The sequence below is a fragment of the Klebsiella sp. WOUb02 genome, from assembly GCF_050058015.1.
GTDB lineage: Bacteria > Pseudomonadota > Gammaproteobacteria > Enterobacterales > Enterobacteriaceae > Klebsiella.
In genome coordinates this window covers 370,736-389,053 of record NZ_CP170106.1, presented here as the reverse complement: position 1 = coordinate 389,053, position 18,318 = coordinate 370,736, and the positions used below count along the sequence as shown (strand labels likewise).

19 protein-coding genes and 1 pseudogene are annotated in these 18,318 nt (G+C 52.4%); 13 read left to right on the top strand and 7 right to left on the bottom strand.

All coding sequences use genetic code 11. The annotated features are described in order from the left end of the window. Positions 1-21: 21 nt before the first annotated feature. The 4 genes from ABOC21_RS04040 (at position 22) to ABOC21_RS04025 (ending at position 2,441) form a co-directional block, all read left to right on the top strand. Positions 22-567 carry a GNAT family N-acetyltransferase gene (locus tag ABOC21_RS04040; RefSeq protein WP_426812018.1) on the top strand — a complete coding sequence of 182 codons (546 nt, stop codon included), beginning with the start codon at positions 22-24 and terminating at the stop codon, positions 565-567. A 149-nt stretch (positions 568-716) separates the two neighbouring features. Further along, positions 717-1,121 carry a nuclear transport factor 2 family protein gene (locus ABOC21_RS04035; RefSeq protein WP_426812017.1) on the top strand — a complete coding sequence of 135 codons (405 nt, stop codon included), beginning with the start codon at positions 717-719 and terminating at the stop codon, positions 1,119-1,121. A gap of 326 nt (positions 1,122-1,447) precedes the next feature. Beyond that, complete coding sequence (locus ABOC21_RS04030; RefSeq protein WP_426812542.1) at positions 1,448-2,035, top strand: TIGR00730 family Rossman fold protein; 588 nt, start codon at positions 1,448-1,450, stop codon at positions 2,033-2,035. After that, entirely contained in the window at positions 2,028-2,441 is a 414-nt protein-coding gene (locus tag ABOC21_RS04025) for an NUDIX hydrolase (RefSeq protein ID WP_426812541.1), read from the top strand. The genes ABOC21_RS04030 and ABOC21_RS04025 overlap by 8 nt, the downstream gene beginning before the upstream one ends. Before the next feature lie 383 nt (positions 2,442-2,824). Here ABOC21_RS04025 and ABOC21_RS04020 read toward each other — a convergent pair whose 3' ends face one another. Both ABOC21_RS04020 and ABOC21_RS04015 read right to left on the bottom strand, forming a co-directional pair. Beyond that, positions 2,825-3,289 carry a hypothetical protein gene (locus ABOC21_RS04020; RefSeq protein ID WP_426812540.1) on the bottom strand — a complete coding sequence of 155 codons (465 nt, stop codon included), beginning with the start codon at positions 3,287-3,289 and terminating at the stop codon, positions 2,825-2,827. Between the two features lie 25 nt (positions 3,290-3,314). Continuing rightward, complete coding sequence (locus ABOC21_RS04015) at positions 3,315-3,776, bottom strand: hypothetical protein (RefSeq protein WP_426812539.1); 462 nt, start codon at positions 3,774-3,776, stop codon at positions 3,315-3,317. Positions 3,777-4,567: 791 nt separating this feature from the next. Between ABOC21_RS04015 and ABOC21_RS04010 the strand changes: the two genes are divergently transcribed. The 6 genes from ABOC21_RS04010 to ABOC21_RS03985 all read left to right on the top strand — a co-directional run bounded on the left by ABOC21_RS04010 (position 4,568) and on the right by ABOC21_RS03985 (position 10,814). Further along, on the top strand, positions 4,568-4,975 hold the full coding sequence (locus ABOC21_RS04010; RefSeq protein WP_426812538.1) for an ExbD/TolR family protein: 408 nt from the start codon (positions 4,568-4,570) through the stop codon (positions 4,973-4,975). A gap of 95 nt (positions 4,976-5,070) precedes the next feature. Continuing rightward, complete coding sequence (locus ABOC21_RS04005) at positions 5,071-5,916, top strand: IS5 family transposase (RefSeq protein ID WP_426812496.1); 846 nt, start codon at positions 5,071-5,073, stop codon at positions 5,914-5,916. A 27-nt stretch (positions 5,917-5,943) separates the two neighbouring features. Next, positions 5,944-6,630 (top strand): energy transducer TonB family protein, encoded by a 687-nt coding sequence (locus tag ABOC21_RS04000; protein WP_426812557.1) that lies wholly within the window; start codon positions 5,944-5,946, stop codon positions 6,628-6,630. A gap of 36 nt (positions 6,631-6,666) precedes the next feature. Next, positions 6,667-8,907 (top strand): TonB-dependent receptor family protein, encoded by a 2,241-nt coding sequence (locus ABOC21_RS03995; protein ID WP_426812537.1) that lies wholly within the window; start codon positions 6,667-6,669, stop codon positions 8,905-8,907. 19 nt (positions 8,908-8,926) lie between these two features. Next, positions 8,927-9,574, top strand: a complete 648-nt coding sequence (locus ABOC21_RS03990; RefSeq protein ID WP_426812556.1) for a MotA/TolQ/ExbB proton channel family protein — start codon at positions 8,927-8,929, stop codon at positions 9,572-9,574. Positions 9,575-9,608: 34 nt separating this feature from the next. After that, entirely contained in the window at positions 9,609-10,814 is a 1,206-nt protein-coding gene (locus tag ABOC21_RS03985; protein ID WP_426812536.1) for a phospholipase D-like domain-containing protein, read from the top strand. A 172-nt stretch (positions 10,815-10,986) separates the two neighbouring features. On the opposite strand, the gene ABOC21_RS03980 is transcribed toward ABOC21_RS03985, so the two are convergent. Both ABOC21_RS03980 and ABOC21_RS03975 read right to left on the bottom strand, forming a co-directional pair. Beyond that, the gene (locus ABOC21_RS03980) at positions 10,987-11,970 is read right to left on the bottom strand and encodes an alpha/beta hydrolase (protein ID WP_426812535.1); all 984 of its coding nucleotides are present in this window, start codon (positions 11,968-11,970) and stop codon (positions 10,987-10,989) included. 327 nt (positions 11,971-12,297) lie between these two features. Continuing rightward, on the bottom strand, positions 12,298-12,687 hold the full coding sequence (locus tag ABOC21_RS03975; protein ID WP_426812534.1) for a winged helix-turn-helix transcriptional regulator: 390 nt from the start codon (positions 12,685-12,687) through the stop codon (positions 12,298-12,300). A 46-nt stretch (positions 12,688-12,733) separates the two neighbouring features. On the opposite strand from ABOC21_RS03975, the gene ABOC21_RS03970 reads away from it, so the two are divergent. Next, positions 12,734-13,543 carry an SDR family NAD(P)-dependent oxidoreductase gene (locus ABOC21_RS03970; RefSeq protein ID WP_426812533.1) on the top strand — a complete coding sequence of 270 codons (810 nt, stop codon included), beginning with the start codon at positions 12,734-12,736 and terminating at the stop codon, positions 13,541-13,543. Positions 13,544-13,567: 24 nt separating this feature from the next. Here ABOC21_RS03970 and alaE read toward each other — a convergent pair whose 3' ends face one another. Then, on the bottom strand, positions 13,568-14,005 hold the full coding sequence (gene alaE, locus ABOC21_RS03965) for an L-alanine exporter AlaE (RefSeq protein WP_426812532.1): 438 nt from the start codon (positions 14,003-14,005) through the stop codon (positions 13,568-13,570). A 255-nt stretch (positions 14,006-14,260) separates the two neighbouring features. Then, positions 14,261-15,281 (bottom strand): annotated as a pseudogene (locus tag ABOC21_RS03960) (alcohol dehydrogenase catalytic domain-containing protein). Between the two features lie 174 nt (positions 15,282-15,455). Here ABOC21_RS03960 and ABOC21_RS03955 point away from each other — a divergent pair. Beyond that, the gene (locus ABOC21_RS03955) at positions 15,456-16,400 is read left to right on the top strand and encodes a LysR family transcriptional regulator (RefSeq protein WP_426812555.1); all 945 of its coding nucleotides are present in this window, start codon (positions 15,456-15,458) and stop codon (positions 16,398-16,400) included. A gap of 187 nt (positions 16,401-16,587) precedes the next feature. Then, complete coding sequence (locus tag ABOC21_RS03950) at positions 16,588-17,826, top strand: MFS transporter (protein WP_426812531.1); 1,239 nt, start codon at positions 16,588-16,590, stop codon at positions 17,824-17,826. Positions 17,827-18,038: 212 nt separating this feature from the next. On the opposite strand, the gene ABOC21_RS03945 is transcribed toward ABOC21_RS03950, so the two are convergent. After that, a complete protein-coding gene (locus ABOC21_RS03945) occupies positions 18,039-18,311 on the bottom strand; it encodes a GNAT family N-acetyltransferase (RefSeq protein WP_426812530.1) in 273 nt (90 codons plus the stop codon). Between the last annotated feature and the right edge of the window lie 7 nt (positions 18,312-18,318).

Below are 18,318 nucleotides of genomic sequence, written 5' to 3'. Positions count from 1 at the left end.
ATCAGCAATCGGGAGGTAAGTTTGCAGCTTGAAACCAGGCGTTTATGTCTTAGACCAGTAGTTGCATCAGATGTAGCCGATCTATTCAGGATATATGGCGACCCTGCCACGAACCAATTCAATCCGGCTGGACCTTATCCTGATATTCAACATGCGCAGGCGGTTTTGAATCGATGGATAGACCATTGGGTCGCCAATGGTTTTGGTAACTGGGCAATATCCCTTTTCGACCGCCCCGAAGATATCATTGGTTTCGGTGGGTTGAGTATCCTCAGCTATACCGATCAGCCTTTCAATAATCTGGGGTATCGGTTTGCGACTGAAGCGTGGGGAAAAGGGCTGGCGACGGAGTTTGCTGAATATGCCGTCAGGTATGGGTTTGAGGTAATTAAACTTGCAGAAGTTAATGCTGTTGTAAGAGCAAACCATCTGGCGTCGCAAAAAGTTCTGCAAAAAGCAGGACTGAGCTACATCAGAGATATAGATGATGTCAAAGACGCCCCACCAAGCATGCTATATGCGCTTCGTTTTGATGACTGGCATATAAGTAAAAGCATGCCCGGTTGATAAACCGGCAGATCGTATGGTGAATGCAGCCATAAGAATGAGTCACTTGCCAACTGCTCTCAATTACATCACTTAACGGCACTGCGGGATAAGGTGATTGTTAAGACAATCAATTAATCTAAAGACCCTTAACTACGGATTGACAAGCTATGACAATTCAAACACCGCAGGCAGTAACGGAAGCTTTTTTTCATCGTATAGCCACAGCAGAAGATGTGAATGAAATAGCTGAACTGGTTAGTGAAAATGTGGACTGGCTGGTCGCCGGGAATACTCAGGTAGTTCCCTGGATTGGCCGCAAACACGGCAGAAAAGGTGTAGCAGAATTCTATGCGCAAATCCGCTCACAGATTTCATCAGAACATTTTGAAATCAAAGATATCCTTATCAAAGATAAGCATGTAGTGGCTATCGGTGAGCTTGCATCACGCGTTAAAAAAACGGATAAGCTGATTGAAACCGAGTTTGTACTCGATATGCGCATTGAAGATGGCCTTATTACCCGTTTTCGCATGTTTGAGGATAGCCACGCAGTTTCCGAAGCATGTCTTTGATTTGTAGCTATCCTTGCGCCCTCCAGATATCCATTCAAACGAGCGTACAGCGAACTTTTTCGTTATTGAGAGCTCACTGACTTAATACCATTTCAATATTGGCCTGACCCTTGTTCAATCATACTAGCTCACATTCGCTCCGGGTACGAAGCGGATGTGAGTGCTGTTGGTCAGTTGAGAGCAAGGAACTGTCGTTTGGTCTACAAATCATTTGCCTTCTTTTACTGAAGAATATCACTCATCCACTTTCCCGCGGGGGACATGTTAAGATGTACCTCCCTGGATCTCCCATCACGTGGATTTGTTCATTTTTTTGAGGAGAAAATATGCGCACTGTAGGAATATTCTGTGGTTCTTCTGAAGGCTGTACACCAGCTTACATGGAGGCTGCTCGTCTTGTTGGTAGATGTTTAGCTGAACAGAGTATAAATATCGTTTATGGTGGCGGGCGCGTTGGTTTAATGGGTGCCGTAGCCGACTCAGCTCTCGCATATGGTGGTCATGTAACAGGTGTTATTCCAAAATCCTTGCTGGAACGTGAAATTGCCCACACCGGGTTGTCCGAGCTGCAGGTGGTGGATAACATGCACCAGAGAAAATCTGTGATGGCAGAGTTAGCATCCTGTTTCATCGCATTACCGGGTGGTGCAGGGACTGCTGAGGAGATATTTGAACAGTGGACCTGGGCCCAATTAGGAATACATGACAAACCCTGTGCGTTTCTGAACGTTAATCACTTTTACAATCCTCTAAGAGTGATGGTACATCAGATGGTAAGTGAAGGTTTTATGAAACAGGATTATGCCGACATGCTTATTTTTTCTGAGAATTTGCACGATATTATCGATTATTTTAAAACCTATACACCACCTGCTTCAAAATGGACAACGTGGAGCGGAAATCGCCATGCTTGAGCAAAAAACGATTCATATTGCTGCAGCGGTCATGATGGATGACAAAGGGCGATTACTGCTGGTCAGGAAAAGAGGCTCCGTGTATTTTATGCAACCCGGAGGAAAAATTGAGCCAGGAGAAGACGCTCACTCAGCACTGATTCGGGAACTCAGGGAAGAGCTTAATCTTGAACTATCACAAGAAGAGCTTACTCCGCTTGGCGAATTCACAGATAGCGCTGCTAACGAACCCGGATATCTGCTTCATGCCTGCATGTTCAGCATGGAAAGGCGCATTCAGGATGTGAAGCCTGCTGCTGAAATTGAGGAAATTCTCTGGTTATCTCCTTCCAATATATCGTCCAGTCAACTGGCACCGCTAACGTTAAACAAAATTGTCCCGCACGTGTGGCCATCGACACCTTAGGTCATCTGTTGCCCGGTTTCATATAGTCATCTCTACCATCGTCTGGAAGGTGGCTATATGATTATTAAAGTTCCTCGCCGATGAACCCTACCTGATGTTATAAACTACCCCTATTGGCACTTAACGGACAAGTACGTAGGTCTGTCATGAGTGAGGAGCTAAAGTTCGCCTATAGTAGTAATACTCATATTGCCATGTGGAAATTAGCGGGGAGCAGGTCAGGTTTTATATCAGTCGTCTTTTGACATCCATTTTTAGGCACAATGCTATCTAGGAGTAAATCAGCTGGAAGTTTTCACGTATTTTCCTGGGAATGTTGGAGATAGTATCCATGAGTTGAATGAGCGGGAAAGCAACGGCTTTCCCTTTTCTATACATTATTTTCAATATGTCGTTCTGACTAACCCGATGAAAAGTAACAGTCCTACTATAATTATCATGATGAGGGCAAAGCGACGAAATGCCATCCATTGCTTATACTCTCTGGCATCGGCTTCACGAATCAGTTTTTCTACGTCTGTTTCCTTTTTTTCGTATTTTTCTCTTTCCAGTATATGGCGATAATGTTTCCTCATCCCATAAACAGAAAACTGAAACCAGATGAGCATGGCTGGATATACAACAACTACTGTTCTTACTATATCTCTCGGAAATGAGTTTTGCCCCGGCAGTAAATAATCATAAACCCTGAAGAAAAATAAAATAAAAAGAAATGCCACGCCCGCTCCGACCCAATATTCAATGTGGGTGGATATGGCATTATATGCATCTTTAAAATTTTTCCTTCTTAAATCCCGAGGAAGCCCTGCTAGTTCTGGAATGCTTTTTTTGGCCCAGTAAATTTTCATGTGAATATCCCTATCATCATTGACGTTAGTTTATGAAAACCTCTTTCGCTCTTTTTGATAAATAAACATACAAGAGAGGGAGTGAAAAAATAGACATATCAATCAACAAGTTATTAATGTATCCAGCAGCAATAATATCGACGCCAACATCTACCACATAAATCCCATATGCATAACTTGTGGCATGAAGCAATATATAAATAGAATGAATGTAGAGAAGTAGTTTTTTAGTTATTCTTTTTCTTTTAAAGAAAGCATAAAGAAAAACAACACATAAAACAGATAGAATAAAAAGAGCAACAAAAGAAGTTATGAAGTACCCTCTTATCTGAGAGTCACCATCCAGTGACCTGTATATAGTAAAAAACGTATACATTAGATCTATTCTTGTTATTAATATGTAGCAAACCGATAGCATCATAACAAAAAGGATCAAGCCAAATTTCATCTCTTTTGTTTTTTTTGCGGCTATATTTTTTCCTTGCATAAGGCATCCTTGTTATTTTAGCAGTCCTGTTAACTCATTTTTTATTCCATTTCGTATATAAACATATTTCCGAAGGATAATTTCTCGCTGCCGGTAAAAATCATTTTTTCTTCTCAGGTCACATAAGCCCCCTTAATTGCCTGATAATTATAGCTATAAATGGTACTGTTGCAAAACTGAAAATGGTGGCTATCAGCGCACTAATGAGGAAACTGGTTAACTGGTGTTATGACGTACTGAAGGCGAAAACCGCGTTTTGTGACGAAATATGAGGTCTGTGCTGCATACCGACTTTCGCTAAGCTGAAAACATAGCTAATGAAAACGCTCATAAGGATCACCGGGCGTGGTCCAGTTAGTACAGGCAATTTTTACGTCCGCTCCTGGTACTTAGCTGCCAGAGTAGTGCGCTGAGCCCGCTTCTAGCGAAAAGCTGAAGTTAGCCTTACACCACCATGATTAGTATGTCGAAAGATATCCAAAAGTGACTGGTCTGGTTTAGCGGGATACTTACAGATGCATTCTAAGCCCGGTTCTCAGGCTTTAGTCTGACCTATACGTCATGGTTATTAAATAGTTACCTTCCCGGACAGGCAATGTGTCGCATCGCCGACTTATACCCCAGCAATGTTCTGATCCTAACCGGATCCAAAATTCGATTTATTTAATAAAGCATATAGATGGTTGTTTTTCACAAAAATGAGTGACTTGTGATAATAAAATAATAAATTTGTAACAAAAAACAAACAAAGCGCTTCTATATTGACCCCTTCAATTTTTGGGGGGAGTGCCATGCGTAACTGGAGTGAGCCTAAAAAGAATAAAGCCCATATCGAACTGATCCCGATGATCGATGTGATGATGTTTTTACTGGTTTTCTTTGTCCTGATTAGCCTGAATGTGATCCCGGCTCTGGGCCTGAAAACCCAGCTGCCGTCGGCCAGTAGCGCCCAACAGCTTAAACCGCAAAAAAAAGCCATTATCACCCTCGGAGCCGGTGAACAGCTGCAACTGGACGGTCAACCGCTGGCCCTTGATGCGTTGGTGCGGACCTTGAAGCAACAGCAGCAGGAAAGCCAAACCACCACCATTATCGTGAACAGCGATAAAGACGTTGTGGTGGAACGCCTGGTCGCGGTGATGGATACCTTACGTCAGGGCGGCTTCTTCTCTATTTCCATCTCCACACGGAAGCAGTGATATGTATCTGCTTTATCGCTCACGTCACGTTGTTAGGCTGTGTCCCGTAATCACCTGAGCTATAGTAACTGTCTGTTTCCACAACATATTAAACTATGGCTCGCTACGACATTCCCGATGAAGCATGGACTATCATCCAACCCTTTCTGCCAGCAGCGTCTGCCTCTCCACAGGCCGGGCGTCCGTGGGCGGAGCATCGTATGATCATCAACGGCATGTTCTGGGTGCTGTGTTCAGGTGCACCATGGCGTGATTTACCTGAACGGTACGGCCCATGGAAGACCGTTTATAACCGCTTTAACCGATGGTCAAAATCGGGTGTGATTAACATTATTTTCAACAAGTTACTTTCAGACTCTGGATGCACATGGCCTCGTGGACTGGTCGGCCACTGCACTGGATGGCAGCAATATCCGGGCGCTGAAATGTGCTGCCGGTGCGCAAAAAAACAACCCGATATCACCGGAGATAATGGGCTGGGTCGCTCTCGCGGTGGTTTTGGCACCAAAATTCATCTGGCGACAGACGGAAGTGGTCTGCCGTTAAACATCGTACTGAGTCCCGGTCAGGCTCACGAAAGCCAGTTTGCACAACGTCTTCTGGACGGTATCGGTGTTCAGCGCCAGAACGGAAGTATCAAGCGCCGTGGTCATGCAGTACTGGCTGATAAAGCCTACTCCGGACATGCGTTACGTAACGAACTGAAAAGAAGAGGGATAAAAGTTGTCATCCCGCGTAAATCCAATGAAAAAATGGCCACAGATGGTCGTTCACCACTCGATCGTGAAGCCTACCGCAATCGCAATGTTGTTGAGAGGTGCTTTGGTCGCCTGAAAGAATACCGCCGCATTGCCACACGTTACGACAAAACGGCGAGGAATTATCTGGCGATGGTGAAACTGGGTTGCATCCGATTGTTTTACAAGAGGTTATGTAATTAAGGGACACAGCCTAGCTGGCTACCCGCGATAGTTGTCGCCGGATGCTTACTGTTCGTTAGCCAGCATGCCGTGCTGCAGGTTAAACCGCATTATGACGATACGGTAATGGAGCTGTCACTGGCCGAGCCAGAGCCGCCGCAGCCGCAGCCCGTCCCGGAACCTCAGCCAGAACCGCCGCCGGAACCTCAACCTGAGCCGGAAACGATTGCTGAACCCGTCGTTCCTGCCCCGGAACCCATTATCCAGGCCAGACCGATTGTTAAGCCGAAACCTAAACCGAAGCCAAAACCGGTCCATGAGAAAGCCCCGAAGCCGCAGGAGCGCGAGGCTCATCAGCCCGCCGCCCTTCGCAGCCCGGTGAGTAAACCAGCCGCGCCCTCTTCTCCTCCGGCACCGAAAGCAAACGCGCAGGCGGCGGAAAACGGCTACATGCAGGCGCTGCGCCGCGAGTTGGAGCAGCGTAAACGCTACCCGAGCGGCCGTCAGGCTTCACTGGAACGCCCACAGGGCAACGTTGAGGTCTGGCTGGAAGTCGACCGCAGCGGCAGAGTGCTGTCTTCCGGTATTGCCAGCAAGGCCCCGAGCATGTTGCTCAATCGCGCAGCGCTTAGCTCTTTACAAAGTATCAGCCAGCTGAAGCCCTTTCCTGAAGAGGCTTTTGCCGGGCAAAGAAGCAAAAAATTTACCGCAACGTTTAATTATCACGCTCCATAAAACCTAATTAATAATTTGTTTTTTATAGGAAAAAAAATGAAGAACTTTAATTATTCTGGGATTGCGTTAGCCGTGGTGTCGGCATTGTTATCGGGTTCCTCGCTGGCGGCGGAAAGCAGCGATGTGGGAGAAATTAACGTCAAAGGGCAGTCGCTCGGCGGCGGTCTGATGGTGCAGGAAGACAGCAGTAAAGCGCGTTCTACTCTGACTAAAGAAGCCATGGACAAAGCTCCCGGCGCCAGCAACGCCATCGATATGCTGAAATATACGCCGGGTATGAACGTCAACAGTAATGACGCCAGCGGCCTGAGCGGTATCGACTACACTATGCGCGGGATGAACTCCGATCAAATCGGCTTGTCGATGGACGGCATTCCGATTAACGACTCGGGCAACTACGCGGTTTATCCAAACCTGCTGGGCGATGCGGAAAACCTTGAGCAGATCTTTGTTACCCAGGGCTCTTCCGAAGCGGATGGTCCGCATATCGGTTCCAGCGGCGGTAACATCGGTCTTGTCACAAAGCGTCCGGCAAAAGATTTCGGCGGCTTCGTCAAGCAAACGCTGGGGAGCAATAATCTCAGCAAAACCTTCGCCCGCCTGGAGACCGGTGAGTATAACGGCTTCAGCAACTGGCTCTCTTACTCACATACCGAGGCCAAAAAATGGCGCGGAGAAGGACGCCTCTATTCTGATAAGTTCGAGATGAACTCACTGTACGAAGACGGGAACGGCAACAGCAGTAACCTGATCATGAAGTATAACCGCCAGGATAACAGCAACTACAACACCCTAAGCAAAGCGCAGTTTGAAGAGGACCCGCGCCAGGACTACTCGACCACTCCGGCCTATAACAACAAAGGTCAGTTGAACAAATATTACAAACTTAACCGTAATCCGTTTGAAACCTTCACCCTCTCTTTTTCACAAAGACTGCAGCTGCGGGACAACCTCGCGTTGACCGTTCAGCCCTATTACTACTGGGGTAACGGCGGCAGCTTTACCGGTCAAACGGCCTCAGTACTGTCTAATACCTCCGATAAAGCCGGGCAGTACGACCTGAGCAATTTAAGTTCTAATACCTACTACCGGCCTTCGTGGACCCAGACCTGGCGACCGGGCGTCACCACCAAATTGAAGTGGGATATTAACGACGAGCATAGCCTGGATATCGGTTACTGGTATGAGCGTGCGCGCCAGTCGCAGACCCAGCCGTTTATCAGCATTCAGGATGATGGCAATCCGGCGAACGTCTCAGGTAAACCAGGCGGATCCGATCAGGTGAAAGACGCCAACGGCAACACGGTACAGGGCCGTAACCAGTACACCATCACTCCGGCGCAAAAAGTATGGCTTCAGGATACCTGGTTCGTGACGCCGGACTGGACGCTGGTGGGTGGGCTGGCGTATCAGTACGTCGAGCGCATTGGTGATAACAAAGGTAGCCTGTATAACGCCCCGGAAAAACGTAAGGCGACCTACCATGAATTCCTGCCGAACTTTAGCATCAGCTACAAGCCGGATATGGAAAACCAGCTGTTCTATAACCTGACGCGCAACATGCGTACGCCGCCAAACTACGTACTCTACAACGTGGGCGATTCAATCAGCACCAAGCCGGAGCTGAGCTGGAACCACGAGCTGGGCTGGCGTTTCCAGCGTGAAGATATGCTGCTGAGCGCGACGCTTTTCTATATGCGCTATACCGACCGTCAGATTTCGACCACCAATGCTGACGGCGACTACGAAATGATGAATATCGGCAGCGTCGAAAGTAAAGGCGTGGAGCTCGAGTGGAGCGGTGAGCTGCCGTACAACTTCAACTACTACACCTCTTACACCTACACTCATTCCGAACAAAAAGATGACATTGTCAGCAACGGCGGTAATCCACTGCCAACGGCGGGCAAAACGGTACCGAACGTCCCGAAAAACATGCTTAACATGTCGCTGGGCTATGACGATGGTCTCTATTACGGCAGCTTCGGCGGCAAATACGTCAGCTCGTTCTATGGCGATTTGACCAACGACGAAAAAATCGGCGGGCGCACGGTCTTTGATGTTGCCGCGGGCGTTCATCTGCCGGTGGACAAAAAGATTGTTAAAAGCGCCACCCTGCGTTTTGGCATCGATAACCTGTTCGATAAACAGTACCTGACCTCCGTACGCTCGACGACCTTTAACGCGGCTCCTTACGATGGCGTGAAGGCCAGCAACCCGTATTACAACGTCGGCGAAGAGCGCACCTTTAGCGTTTCGCTGGAAGCAACCTTTTAATTAACCGGAGGGCACTTTGATGGATGCCAACCTGATTCACGACATTATTTTCTACGTTATGTATGCCGCGCTGGCGATCGCCGTGGTGATACTGGTCGAACGCGGGCTCTATTTTTCGTGGGCCCAACGTCAGGCTCAGCGCTTTGAGAAGGCGCTGACGCCGGAGGTACGCCGTGTGTCGGACCTGCCGGAATCGCTGACCAGGCGCAATAGCCTTCCGCTGACCCTTATTCTGCCAGTACTGGAGAAAAAACTGGCGGCAGAAGACCGGGAGGCGGTGAGCGATTTGATTGACGCCCAATATCTGCTGAGCAAACCGCAGATGTCGCGTGGGCTGTGGATGCTCGAAACCGTCGTCACCGCCGCGCCGCTGCTGGGCCTTCTCGGTACGATTCTGGGGATTATGGATACTTTTAAGGCGCTCTCCGCCTCGGGCGTCTCTGATGCCAGCATGGTTTCCGCCGGCATGGGCACCGCGCTATACGCCACCGGCCTGGGGATCGCAATCGCGCTGCTGTGCCTGGTGGGTAATAACTACCTGCAAAGCCGCATGGAGGGTATTAACGAGCTGCTGAAGGTGCTGCTGATCCGTGCCGGAAGCCCGGTCAGTCGTCCGGAACAGGGCGGTAATCGCTGGGAAGGGCGCGAGGCGCAGCGCTATGCCTGATTATCGTCGATACGGGTGGCCGGGTGGCCGCCTGATGAGTCTGCTCATGGGCACCTGGATGCTATTCAGCCCGTCCGCACAGGCGGAGTTCTCGATACCGGGCTACGAACTGGTATATAACGCGCCGCAGGAAACCACGCTACAGAATAATGATTTGCGCAATGCTGCCGAGGTCTGGCAGCAAATGTTTGACTCGGCGCGCAGCCATATCGATCTGGCGCAGTTTTATGTGGCAAATGAAAAAGGCTCTCTGCTGGACGGCGTGCTGAAGCATCTGCAGGCCGCCGGGGAACGAGGAGTGAAGATTCGTTTTCTGATGGAGGAGAAAGGAGTTGGCCTTTCGACGCCAGAAACGCTGGCGGCGCTGAAAACGATCCCGAACCTCGAGCTGCGGATTATTCCGTTCCATCGGCTGACCGGTGGTATTGTCCACGCTAAGTATCTGCTGGTGGATGGCAAAGAAGCCTTTGTCGGTAGTCAGAATTTTGACTGGCGCGCGCTGGAACAGATTCAGGAAACCGGCTTGCGAATCAGCGATGCGCAGGCGGTGCGGCAAATTCAGGCTATTTTCGATCAGGACTGGCAGGCGCAGGCCCTGCTTGAAGAGAATAAGCCGGTGCCGAAGCTGGCGTGGCAGGCGCCGGAGTCGGCCCCGCAGGGCAATTATCTGGTTGCCAGCCCGCGCGATTATAACCCGAGCGGGGTGATTGACTCGCAGGTTGAACTCCCGCGTCTGATAGCCAACGCCAAATCACGGATTCGGGTACAGGTGATGGATTATGCGCCGCTATCGTGGGGAGAAAAGGGGAAGCGTCCCTTTTACTCCCCCATTGATAACGCCCTGCGCAGCGCGGCAGCGCGTGGTGTGCAGGTTGAACTGATGGTTGCCAGCTGGAATCTGAAGAAGCCGGATGTGTTCTGGTTAAAGAGCCTGTCGCTGGTGCCTAACGTTCAGTTGAAAGTGGTGACGATCCCTCCCGCAAGCCGTGGATTTATCCCGTTTGCAAGGGTGGTTCACAGTAAGCTGATGACTATCGACGGCTCGACAGCCTGGGTGGGAACCAGCAACTGGAGCGGCGGCTATTTTGATAACTCACGCAACCTTGAGCTGGTACTGAATAGCGTGCCGATGGCCGAGCGTGTGGATGCGCTTTACAGCCAACTGTGGAACAGTCGCTATGCGGAGCCGATCAAGGTTGATTTTGATTATCCGCTCCCCCACCCCGCCCGCGAACACTAAAATAGAAACGTAGCTGATGATTCAGGCGGGTACTGTGTGATTACACAGCCCGTCTTCTGCGTAAGGTGGTTGGTACGCCGAGAGTGAAAAGCAGACAAATGCGTTAAAGCATGGTGAATACTTTTAAAAAATAAATCGTTTTTTTGGCAGAACACTGAGGCCAGAGTAGCTGTTACTTTTCGGGTAAAGGTGAGTTGTGGATCAGGAAATGCTCAATCGAGTCGATTAAACCGGGAGCTAAGGGGAGCGCTGGTTCAGCGTATGAAGCGATATTCACCATGCGATCGACCGAAGTAATTTCCTTCATAACATGGTTCATATTGGGCAGTATAACCAGGGACGCTTGAGGATTCGCGGCTTTAAGCCGTCTTGCATCCGTTTCTTCCACCTGGAGATCGCGTTGCCCTTGTAGCACTAACACGGGTTTGGAGATACTCGAAATGAGCTTACCCGGATTATATGAAAACGCATTGATCAAAAATCCCTGAACCGCAGGATTAAAGAGATTTTGCAATGCTGGATGCATATTCGTAATATCGACCCGCCGCCGATGCTCCAGAGCATCAATTATCGGTAGCGCCTGCTTTAATAACATTTCGTTTTCCGGATTAGCGTTAAGCTGCCCCCTCAACACCTCCCCCATCGGCCTCCCGGGCGTTGCGATAAGAACCACGCCGCACACATCATCTTCTTGAGCCGAAGCAAGTGCGACTACGCCTCCTTCGCTGTGTCCCAAAACCCAAACACGGGGAGTTTGCATCTGACGTCTAAGTACTTTTACCCAGGTTCGAACGTCGTCAACATAGTCAGAAATCGTCACCGCATTGGCATCCTCTACGGCCATTGCGCTAGCGAACATTCCACGTTTGTCGATACGAAGCGTTGCAAAGCCTTTTGCAGCCAGGCCTTCAGCAAGAAGTCGGTAAGGCGATGCATTCACACCAAGCGGGTTGTTTCCATCCCGATCGGTCGGCCCGGAGCCAGGAACGATAAGAATAACGGCGGTCGGTTTTGAATTTGGGGTGAGTAACGCGCCTTTCAAAGGACCTTTTGGCCCAGCAGCATCCAGGACAGTTTCGGGAAAGGTCATCGGCACTACCGCCAGACTTACAAATGGGCATGCGCTCAAAAGAGCAATAGAGGCGGTAATATTCATCGGTGATGTCCCTGTAAAACTCAGCGCGCCTGTCAATTTATATTATAAACATGGCCTGCTCTCCATTGTTTAATACATCAGTGGCGTTAGTAAAGTCCGCTCCTGGCATATAGACGATCGTCATATTACGCTCCGCTCATCAGTCCCCTTTTCTCCAGCGAGCGAACTGCGGATCATGGCAAAATAGTAGCCTCGCGCCCAATTCTCACTGACGCACAGCCCATCTCCGGCAATGATGTTCAAAGCGATGATGGCACAATATCGCCTCCGCCTGACACAACGTCTGATATGCCGTGCCAACACACCTGATTGGGTCGCCCCCTCCCGCTAAGTATCATCCGTCTTTTCAAGATAATGCCGCGAAAACTCTCTCATCGAAATCAACACCGGCAGCAGGGCCATCCCCGTTGCGGTCACTGCATATTCAACACGCGGGGGCTGTTCGCCAAAATCGGTCCTGAAGATGAGCCCGTCGCTTTCCAGCTTGCGCAGATGCTGAGTCAGCACCTTATGGGATATTTCAGGCATGCTTTTTAAGAACTGCGAGTGGCGCATGCCGGGCTCGGCGCAGAGCCTGAAGAAGATCGGCAGCGTCCATTTTGCGGAAATTAATTTAACCACCTGAGTCACATAGGCAACGGAGCCCTCTGGCCCCAGACAGCGTTCTCTTTCTTCATACTCTACAGGCACTTTTAGGTGCCTAATTGATTCATTCATCGGTTTATCTTCCAATGGGCGGCAATAGGGTTACAGGAGAAAAGCGATGGACCTGAAGCTTAAAGGTAAAGCTGCGCTGGTAACCGGCAGCAGCAAAGGTATCGGTGAGGCTATCGCCAGAGCGCTCGCCAGTGAAGGGGCTACCGTCATTATACACGGCCGCGATCGGTCAAAAGCGGAAAGCGTCGCGAACGACATTAAAAATCAGGGCGGGCAGGCCTACTTTGTCAGCGGTGATTTGACGAGTGACGATGATGTCAGGCTTCTTTTCGAGCGGGTCAATTCCTTCCCGGAGTCGGTAAATATTCTGGTCAACAACGCCGGCGGTTCCGGACCCACTGAAGAGTGGACGTCAACCCGTCCGCAAACATGGGCTGAAGGATATGATAGAAACGTCCTCTCCGCCCTGCGGGTTATCAACCATTTTCTTCCGGGGATGCGCGCTCAGGCGTGGGGAAGGATCATCAATATTTCGAGCCTGGCGGCGCTGATGCCGCCGGACAAGCGGCCAGATTATGCTGCGGCGAAGGCCGGGATGCTTGCCATGACCTCATCCCTGTCAAAGGCGGTTGCGCAAGAAGGTATTACGGTGAATACCGTTTCACCCGGCACCATTCATAGCCCCAGCCTGGACAAAGCCTTCCGGCAAACGGCTAAAAATATCGGCCTGGCTTACGATGCGCAATGGGGAGATATTGAACGGTCGGTGCTTCCCATGTTCGCCCAGGTTCCGATGGGCCGCGTTGGCACGCTTGAGGAAATAGCCGATGCCGTTACATTTCTTGCCAGCCCTCGGGCAAGCTACATTACCGGAACAAATTTAAGACTTGATGGCGGCATGTGGCCCGGACTCTAAAGGCGCAGCGAGTCGTAGCCCCGCTCAGCTGTTCAACGACATCGGCTTACTCCCCCCAGGAGGCAGGCCAAATAACCGACGCACCCAGTTAAGAAACGCGCCGTAAGGCCTGCCCAGACAAAGCATCATCAGCGCGGCGCCGAGGGTGCCTCGAATCAGCCCGCTTCCCGAGGCGCCGCTGAAGGCAATAATCAGCGCATAGATCGGCACCTGGAAACTGACGAGGGCCGCGCTATCCCATAGCAGCTGAGACACCCGCCCGGGACCGGCGCGGCGCATCAGCCAGTCCCGCCAGATGCCGTAGGGCCTTGCGACCGGAAGCATCAGCGCCGCCCCCAGCAGGCGGGCGTGGAGAACCTGCTCCCAGGTCATACCGGCGATCGCCTGTTCGTTAATGATGCCGGTTGTGGTGAAAAAGAGGATCAGCGCAGCGGTATCTGCAATAAATGCGGTCCGACGCATCGACCGTTCCGGGGGTTGAGACAAATTACATTTCCTGTCGTGGTGGGGGGATTAAACGCCCTCTCATTCACCGAGAAGCTTAAAACTATAGCATACGAGCATAATCCATCACCCCGCCCTGCTATCCGCTGCCCGCCTTCCCCATGCCTCTTAAAGGTCTCCCCTGCCTCGGCCCCGGAGCGGCCGCCTGCCGGGGCAATAAAACGCCGCCCTTTCAGCTCCGCTCTTGCGCGGTGAATAGCGCCTCCGCCCGCATCACCGCGCGGGCGTAAACACGCCCCGGAAGCGCATCTTGCCGGAGGCCAGACGCTCGTAGGCTTCCGTAGCCTGGTCCAGCGAAAATGTCTCCACGATCGGCTTCACTTTGCCTTTTGCCGCCAGATCGAGCACCTCGCTCAGGTAGTGCTGCCCGCCATGCGTTGAGCCGATGACGCGCTGACGCATCATGTGAAACGGCACGCCCTCTGAGGAGATCGAAAACGGCCGGTTAAAATCAAGCCCGCAGAGCACCACTCTGCCGTCGGCCCGCAGGCCGGTGAGCGCATCCTCCGCCGCATTGAAGTGGTTGGTGGTGACCAGCAGCACGTCCGCGCCGCCCATTTCCCGCAGCGCTTTCCCGTTCGCCACCACATGGTCGGCCCCCAGGCTGGCGGGCCAGCGCATGCTTATCCGCTGAATGGGTAACGGCAATAGTTTCAAACCCGCAGGCGCGGGAGAGCTGCAGCGCGACATGCCCCAGCCCGCCGATACCGACAATCGCCACCTTCTCACGAGGCTGCGGCGCGGCATCGCGTAAACCGCTCCAGGTGGTATAGCCTGCGCACATCATGGGCGCCGCATCGACATAATCCAGTCCGTCGGGCAGAAGCACGGTTCCTTCAGCCGCAATCGTAATATACTCCGCGTGGCCTCCCTGCGCGGCAAAGCCGGTGGTACGCGGCTGAACGCAGTTCATCGCCGTCTGGCCCGTCAACGGCCGGTTTTCACGGCAGTACGGGCAGCGGCCGCAGGACGATTGCACCCAGGTGGTTCCCACGCGATCCCCCACCACGCGCGTGTGGACCCCAGCCCCGACTTCGACAACCTCCCCGACAACTTCATGACCCGGCGTTTGCGGATAAATATCGCCCCCATACCCCTGCGTCGCCCAAACGTCGGTGTAGCACATGCCTGAAGCATGTACTTTTACCAGCACCTGCCCGGGCTCGACCTTAGGAACAGGGACTTGCTGGACTTCCCACGGCCGGTTGGCGCCGGTCATAACAATCGCTTTCATTTTCATTTAGTTGTCCTTATTTCACTGGTCGTTGATGAAGGAAGCAGGCTCGCGCGTGACGGCGCGCGGTTACCATTAATGGGAAACGCAAAGTTAACGAAGCATGTTGAGTTCCTGCTATTTCGAGTCTATGGTTCGTGGATTATCAAAACAATCCACGCAATTTTTGATGTGATGATGAAAGACATTCACCAATTGAAGGACGCTGATTTTTCAGCCTTTACCGCTTTTCTGGCCGTCGCGGTTAACCGCAGCTTTCGTGCGGCGGCGATCCAGCTGAACATGACGCCGTCGGCAATCAGCCATTCGATCAAGGTCCTAGAAAAGCGGCTGAACGTCCGGCTTTTTCATCGGACCACGCGCAGCGTTTCGCTGACCGAGGCGGGAGAGCGCCTGGTTGCCAAATTACGTCCGGCGATGGCTGCGATTAGCGATGCGCTGCAGGAACTCGACTCACATGACCAGACGCCCACTGGAACGGTGCGGATCAACGCCAGCGAGGGCGCCATTCGCCTGGTCCTGAAACCCATCCTGGCCGACTTTCTGGCGCGCTATCCCGGCATTCACCTCGATATCGTTAGCGATGGCAGACTCAGCGATATTGTCGCCGACGGCTTCGATGCCGGCATCCGTCTGGCCGAGGCGGTGCCAAAGGATATGGTGGCGATTTCGCTTATGGGGCCGGTCCGTTTCGCCGCGATCGCCTCGCCCGATTATTTCAAGCGCCGCGGGCGCCCCACCGTTCCGCAGGATCTTTATCACCACGATTGCATACGCTTTCGCTTTGACAGCGGGGCGATCTATCGCTGGGAGTTTGAACGTAAAGGATTCATTGAAAAGATTAACGTCACGGGGCCGCTGACGTTGAGCGATCAGCCCATAATGGTGGAGGCGGCGATCGATGGAATCGGGATCGCCTTTGTACCCGATCACCTTGCCATGGACGCATTGCGCGACGGCCGTCTTGAACGGGTTTTAGAGGAGTGGTGTCCATCGTATCCCGGACTTTGCCTTTACTATTCCGGCCATCGTCACGTTTCACCCGCCCTGCGAGCGCTGATCGATGAGCTGACCCGGTGCGCTAAGCCCGAGCCGCCGGGCAAAACGGCGAATACTTAGACACGCATGCTGAAACCCATTTAAGATAATCAACCGCATGCTAAGCGCACGCCTCGCCACTGTCCGCACGGACAAGATGCCGCACTCTGCAATGTGCAAAAAAAGATAACAAGAGCCCGTTACGGGCTGCTCACCGGACCGGCGCCACGATGCCGGCCGGAACATTGGTTTTGAATGGGATAAGACTATGGGTTCACTGGTATCCGCAGCGGACGATTCGCTGCTGCGGCACAGGTCGTTCGTCACTTTTTGGCTGGCGCGCACCTGTTCATCGTTTGGCTTTCAGATGTTTTCGGTTGCCGTTAGCTGGCAAATTTACGCCATCACCCACAGCGCGATGGCGCTGGGGATGATCGGACTGATGCAGTTCCTCCCCTCAGTGCTGCTGGCCCTGCCCGCCGGACACCTCGCGGATCAGTTCGATCGCCGGCGCATCGTGCTGCTAGGCCAGCTCATCGAATGGGCGGCGCTACTCGGGCTGGTGGCGCTGACGCTGCTGCACTGGGCGGACAAAGTTGAGATTTGGGGGCTGGTCTTCTTAATCTCGGTGGCAAAAGCGCTGGAGTGGCCGGCGATCACCTCGATGCTGCCGGCGCTGGTGCCGCCGCCGATCCTCGCCCGCGCGATGGCGGCCAGCTCCGTCGGGGGACAGGCGGCGGTGATCGTCGGCCCAACCCTGGGCGGCCTGCTGTACGTCGCCGGTCCGGAAGTGGTGTACGGCGTCTCCGCCCTGTTCTATCTGTTCTCGATTGTGCTGGTGAGCCGGCTGCGCTACGAACGGCCGCCGCAAACCCGCCTGCCGATGAACCTCAAGAACCTGTTTGCCGGCGTGCATTTTATCCGCGAGAGAAAAGACGTGCTGGGGGTGATCTCGCTCGATCTGTTTGCCGTGCTCCTCGGCGGGGCGACGGCGCTGCTGCCGATCTTCGCCCAGGATATTTTGCACACCGGCCCGTGGGGGCTGGGGATGCTTCGCGGTGCGCCGTCGGTCGGCGCGCTGCTGGTGGGCGTCTGGCTCAGCCGTAACAAGCTGGAGAAGAACGTCGGCCTGATCATGTTCGCCTCGGTGGCCGGCTTTGGCCTGGCGACGCTGCTGTTTGCCCTCTCGACGAAGCTGTGGCTCTCCCTGCTGGCGCTGGCCGCGCTCGGCGGGTTCGATATGGTGAGCATGGTCATTCGCGGCGCGCTGGTGCAGCTGGATACACCGGATGATATGCGCGGCCGGGTGAACGCGGTGAACGCCATCTTCATCAATACCTCGAACCAGCTTGGCGAGTTTGAGTCCGGCCTGCTGGCGGCGTGGATGGGGGCCGTACCGGCCGCGGCGCTTGGCGGGATTGGCACGCTGGTGGTGGTGGCGATATGGATGACTATTTTCCCGCATCTGCGCAAACGGCAGAAGCTGGAAAATGAAAGCACCCGCTGATAGCAGAATCGCCGCTTGAAGATGCGGCGTACTTTATGCGCGAAGCCGCAAACGCGCTGTCGAAATAATATTGACGCGCGCGGTTGTGGTAAAAATTTCTGGCTAAGCTGTTTCTCAACGAAATAAGCGCCAGAAAAGAGATCCCGGATGCGGCAAGCGCGCCTGCCTTCATCCCCTAAAATTTAGCGCCGGCGAAAGCCGGCGCATTTATATCAGGCGCGGATATCATCGTATTCGCGGGTATTATCAAACTCGTGTTTAGCAAACGGACATAGCGGGATAATTTTACGCTGCTCGCCGCGCATTTTTTCCACCACCTTCGCCACCAGCTGTTTACCCACGCCCTGCCCTTTCAGACTCGCGTCAACGTCGGTATGTTCGATAATGCTGAGATGATCTCCGGTGGGGACAAAGACAATTTCGGCAAGCTGATTGCCTTCGGCGTCATTGACGTAAAACTTGTTGTGGCCTTCCAGTATTTCCATCAGGTCC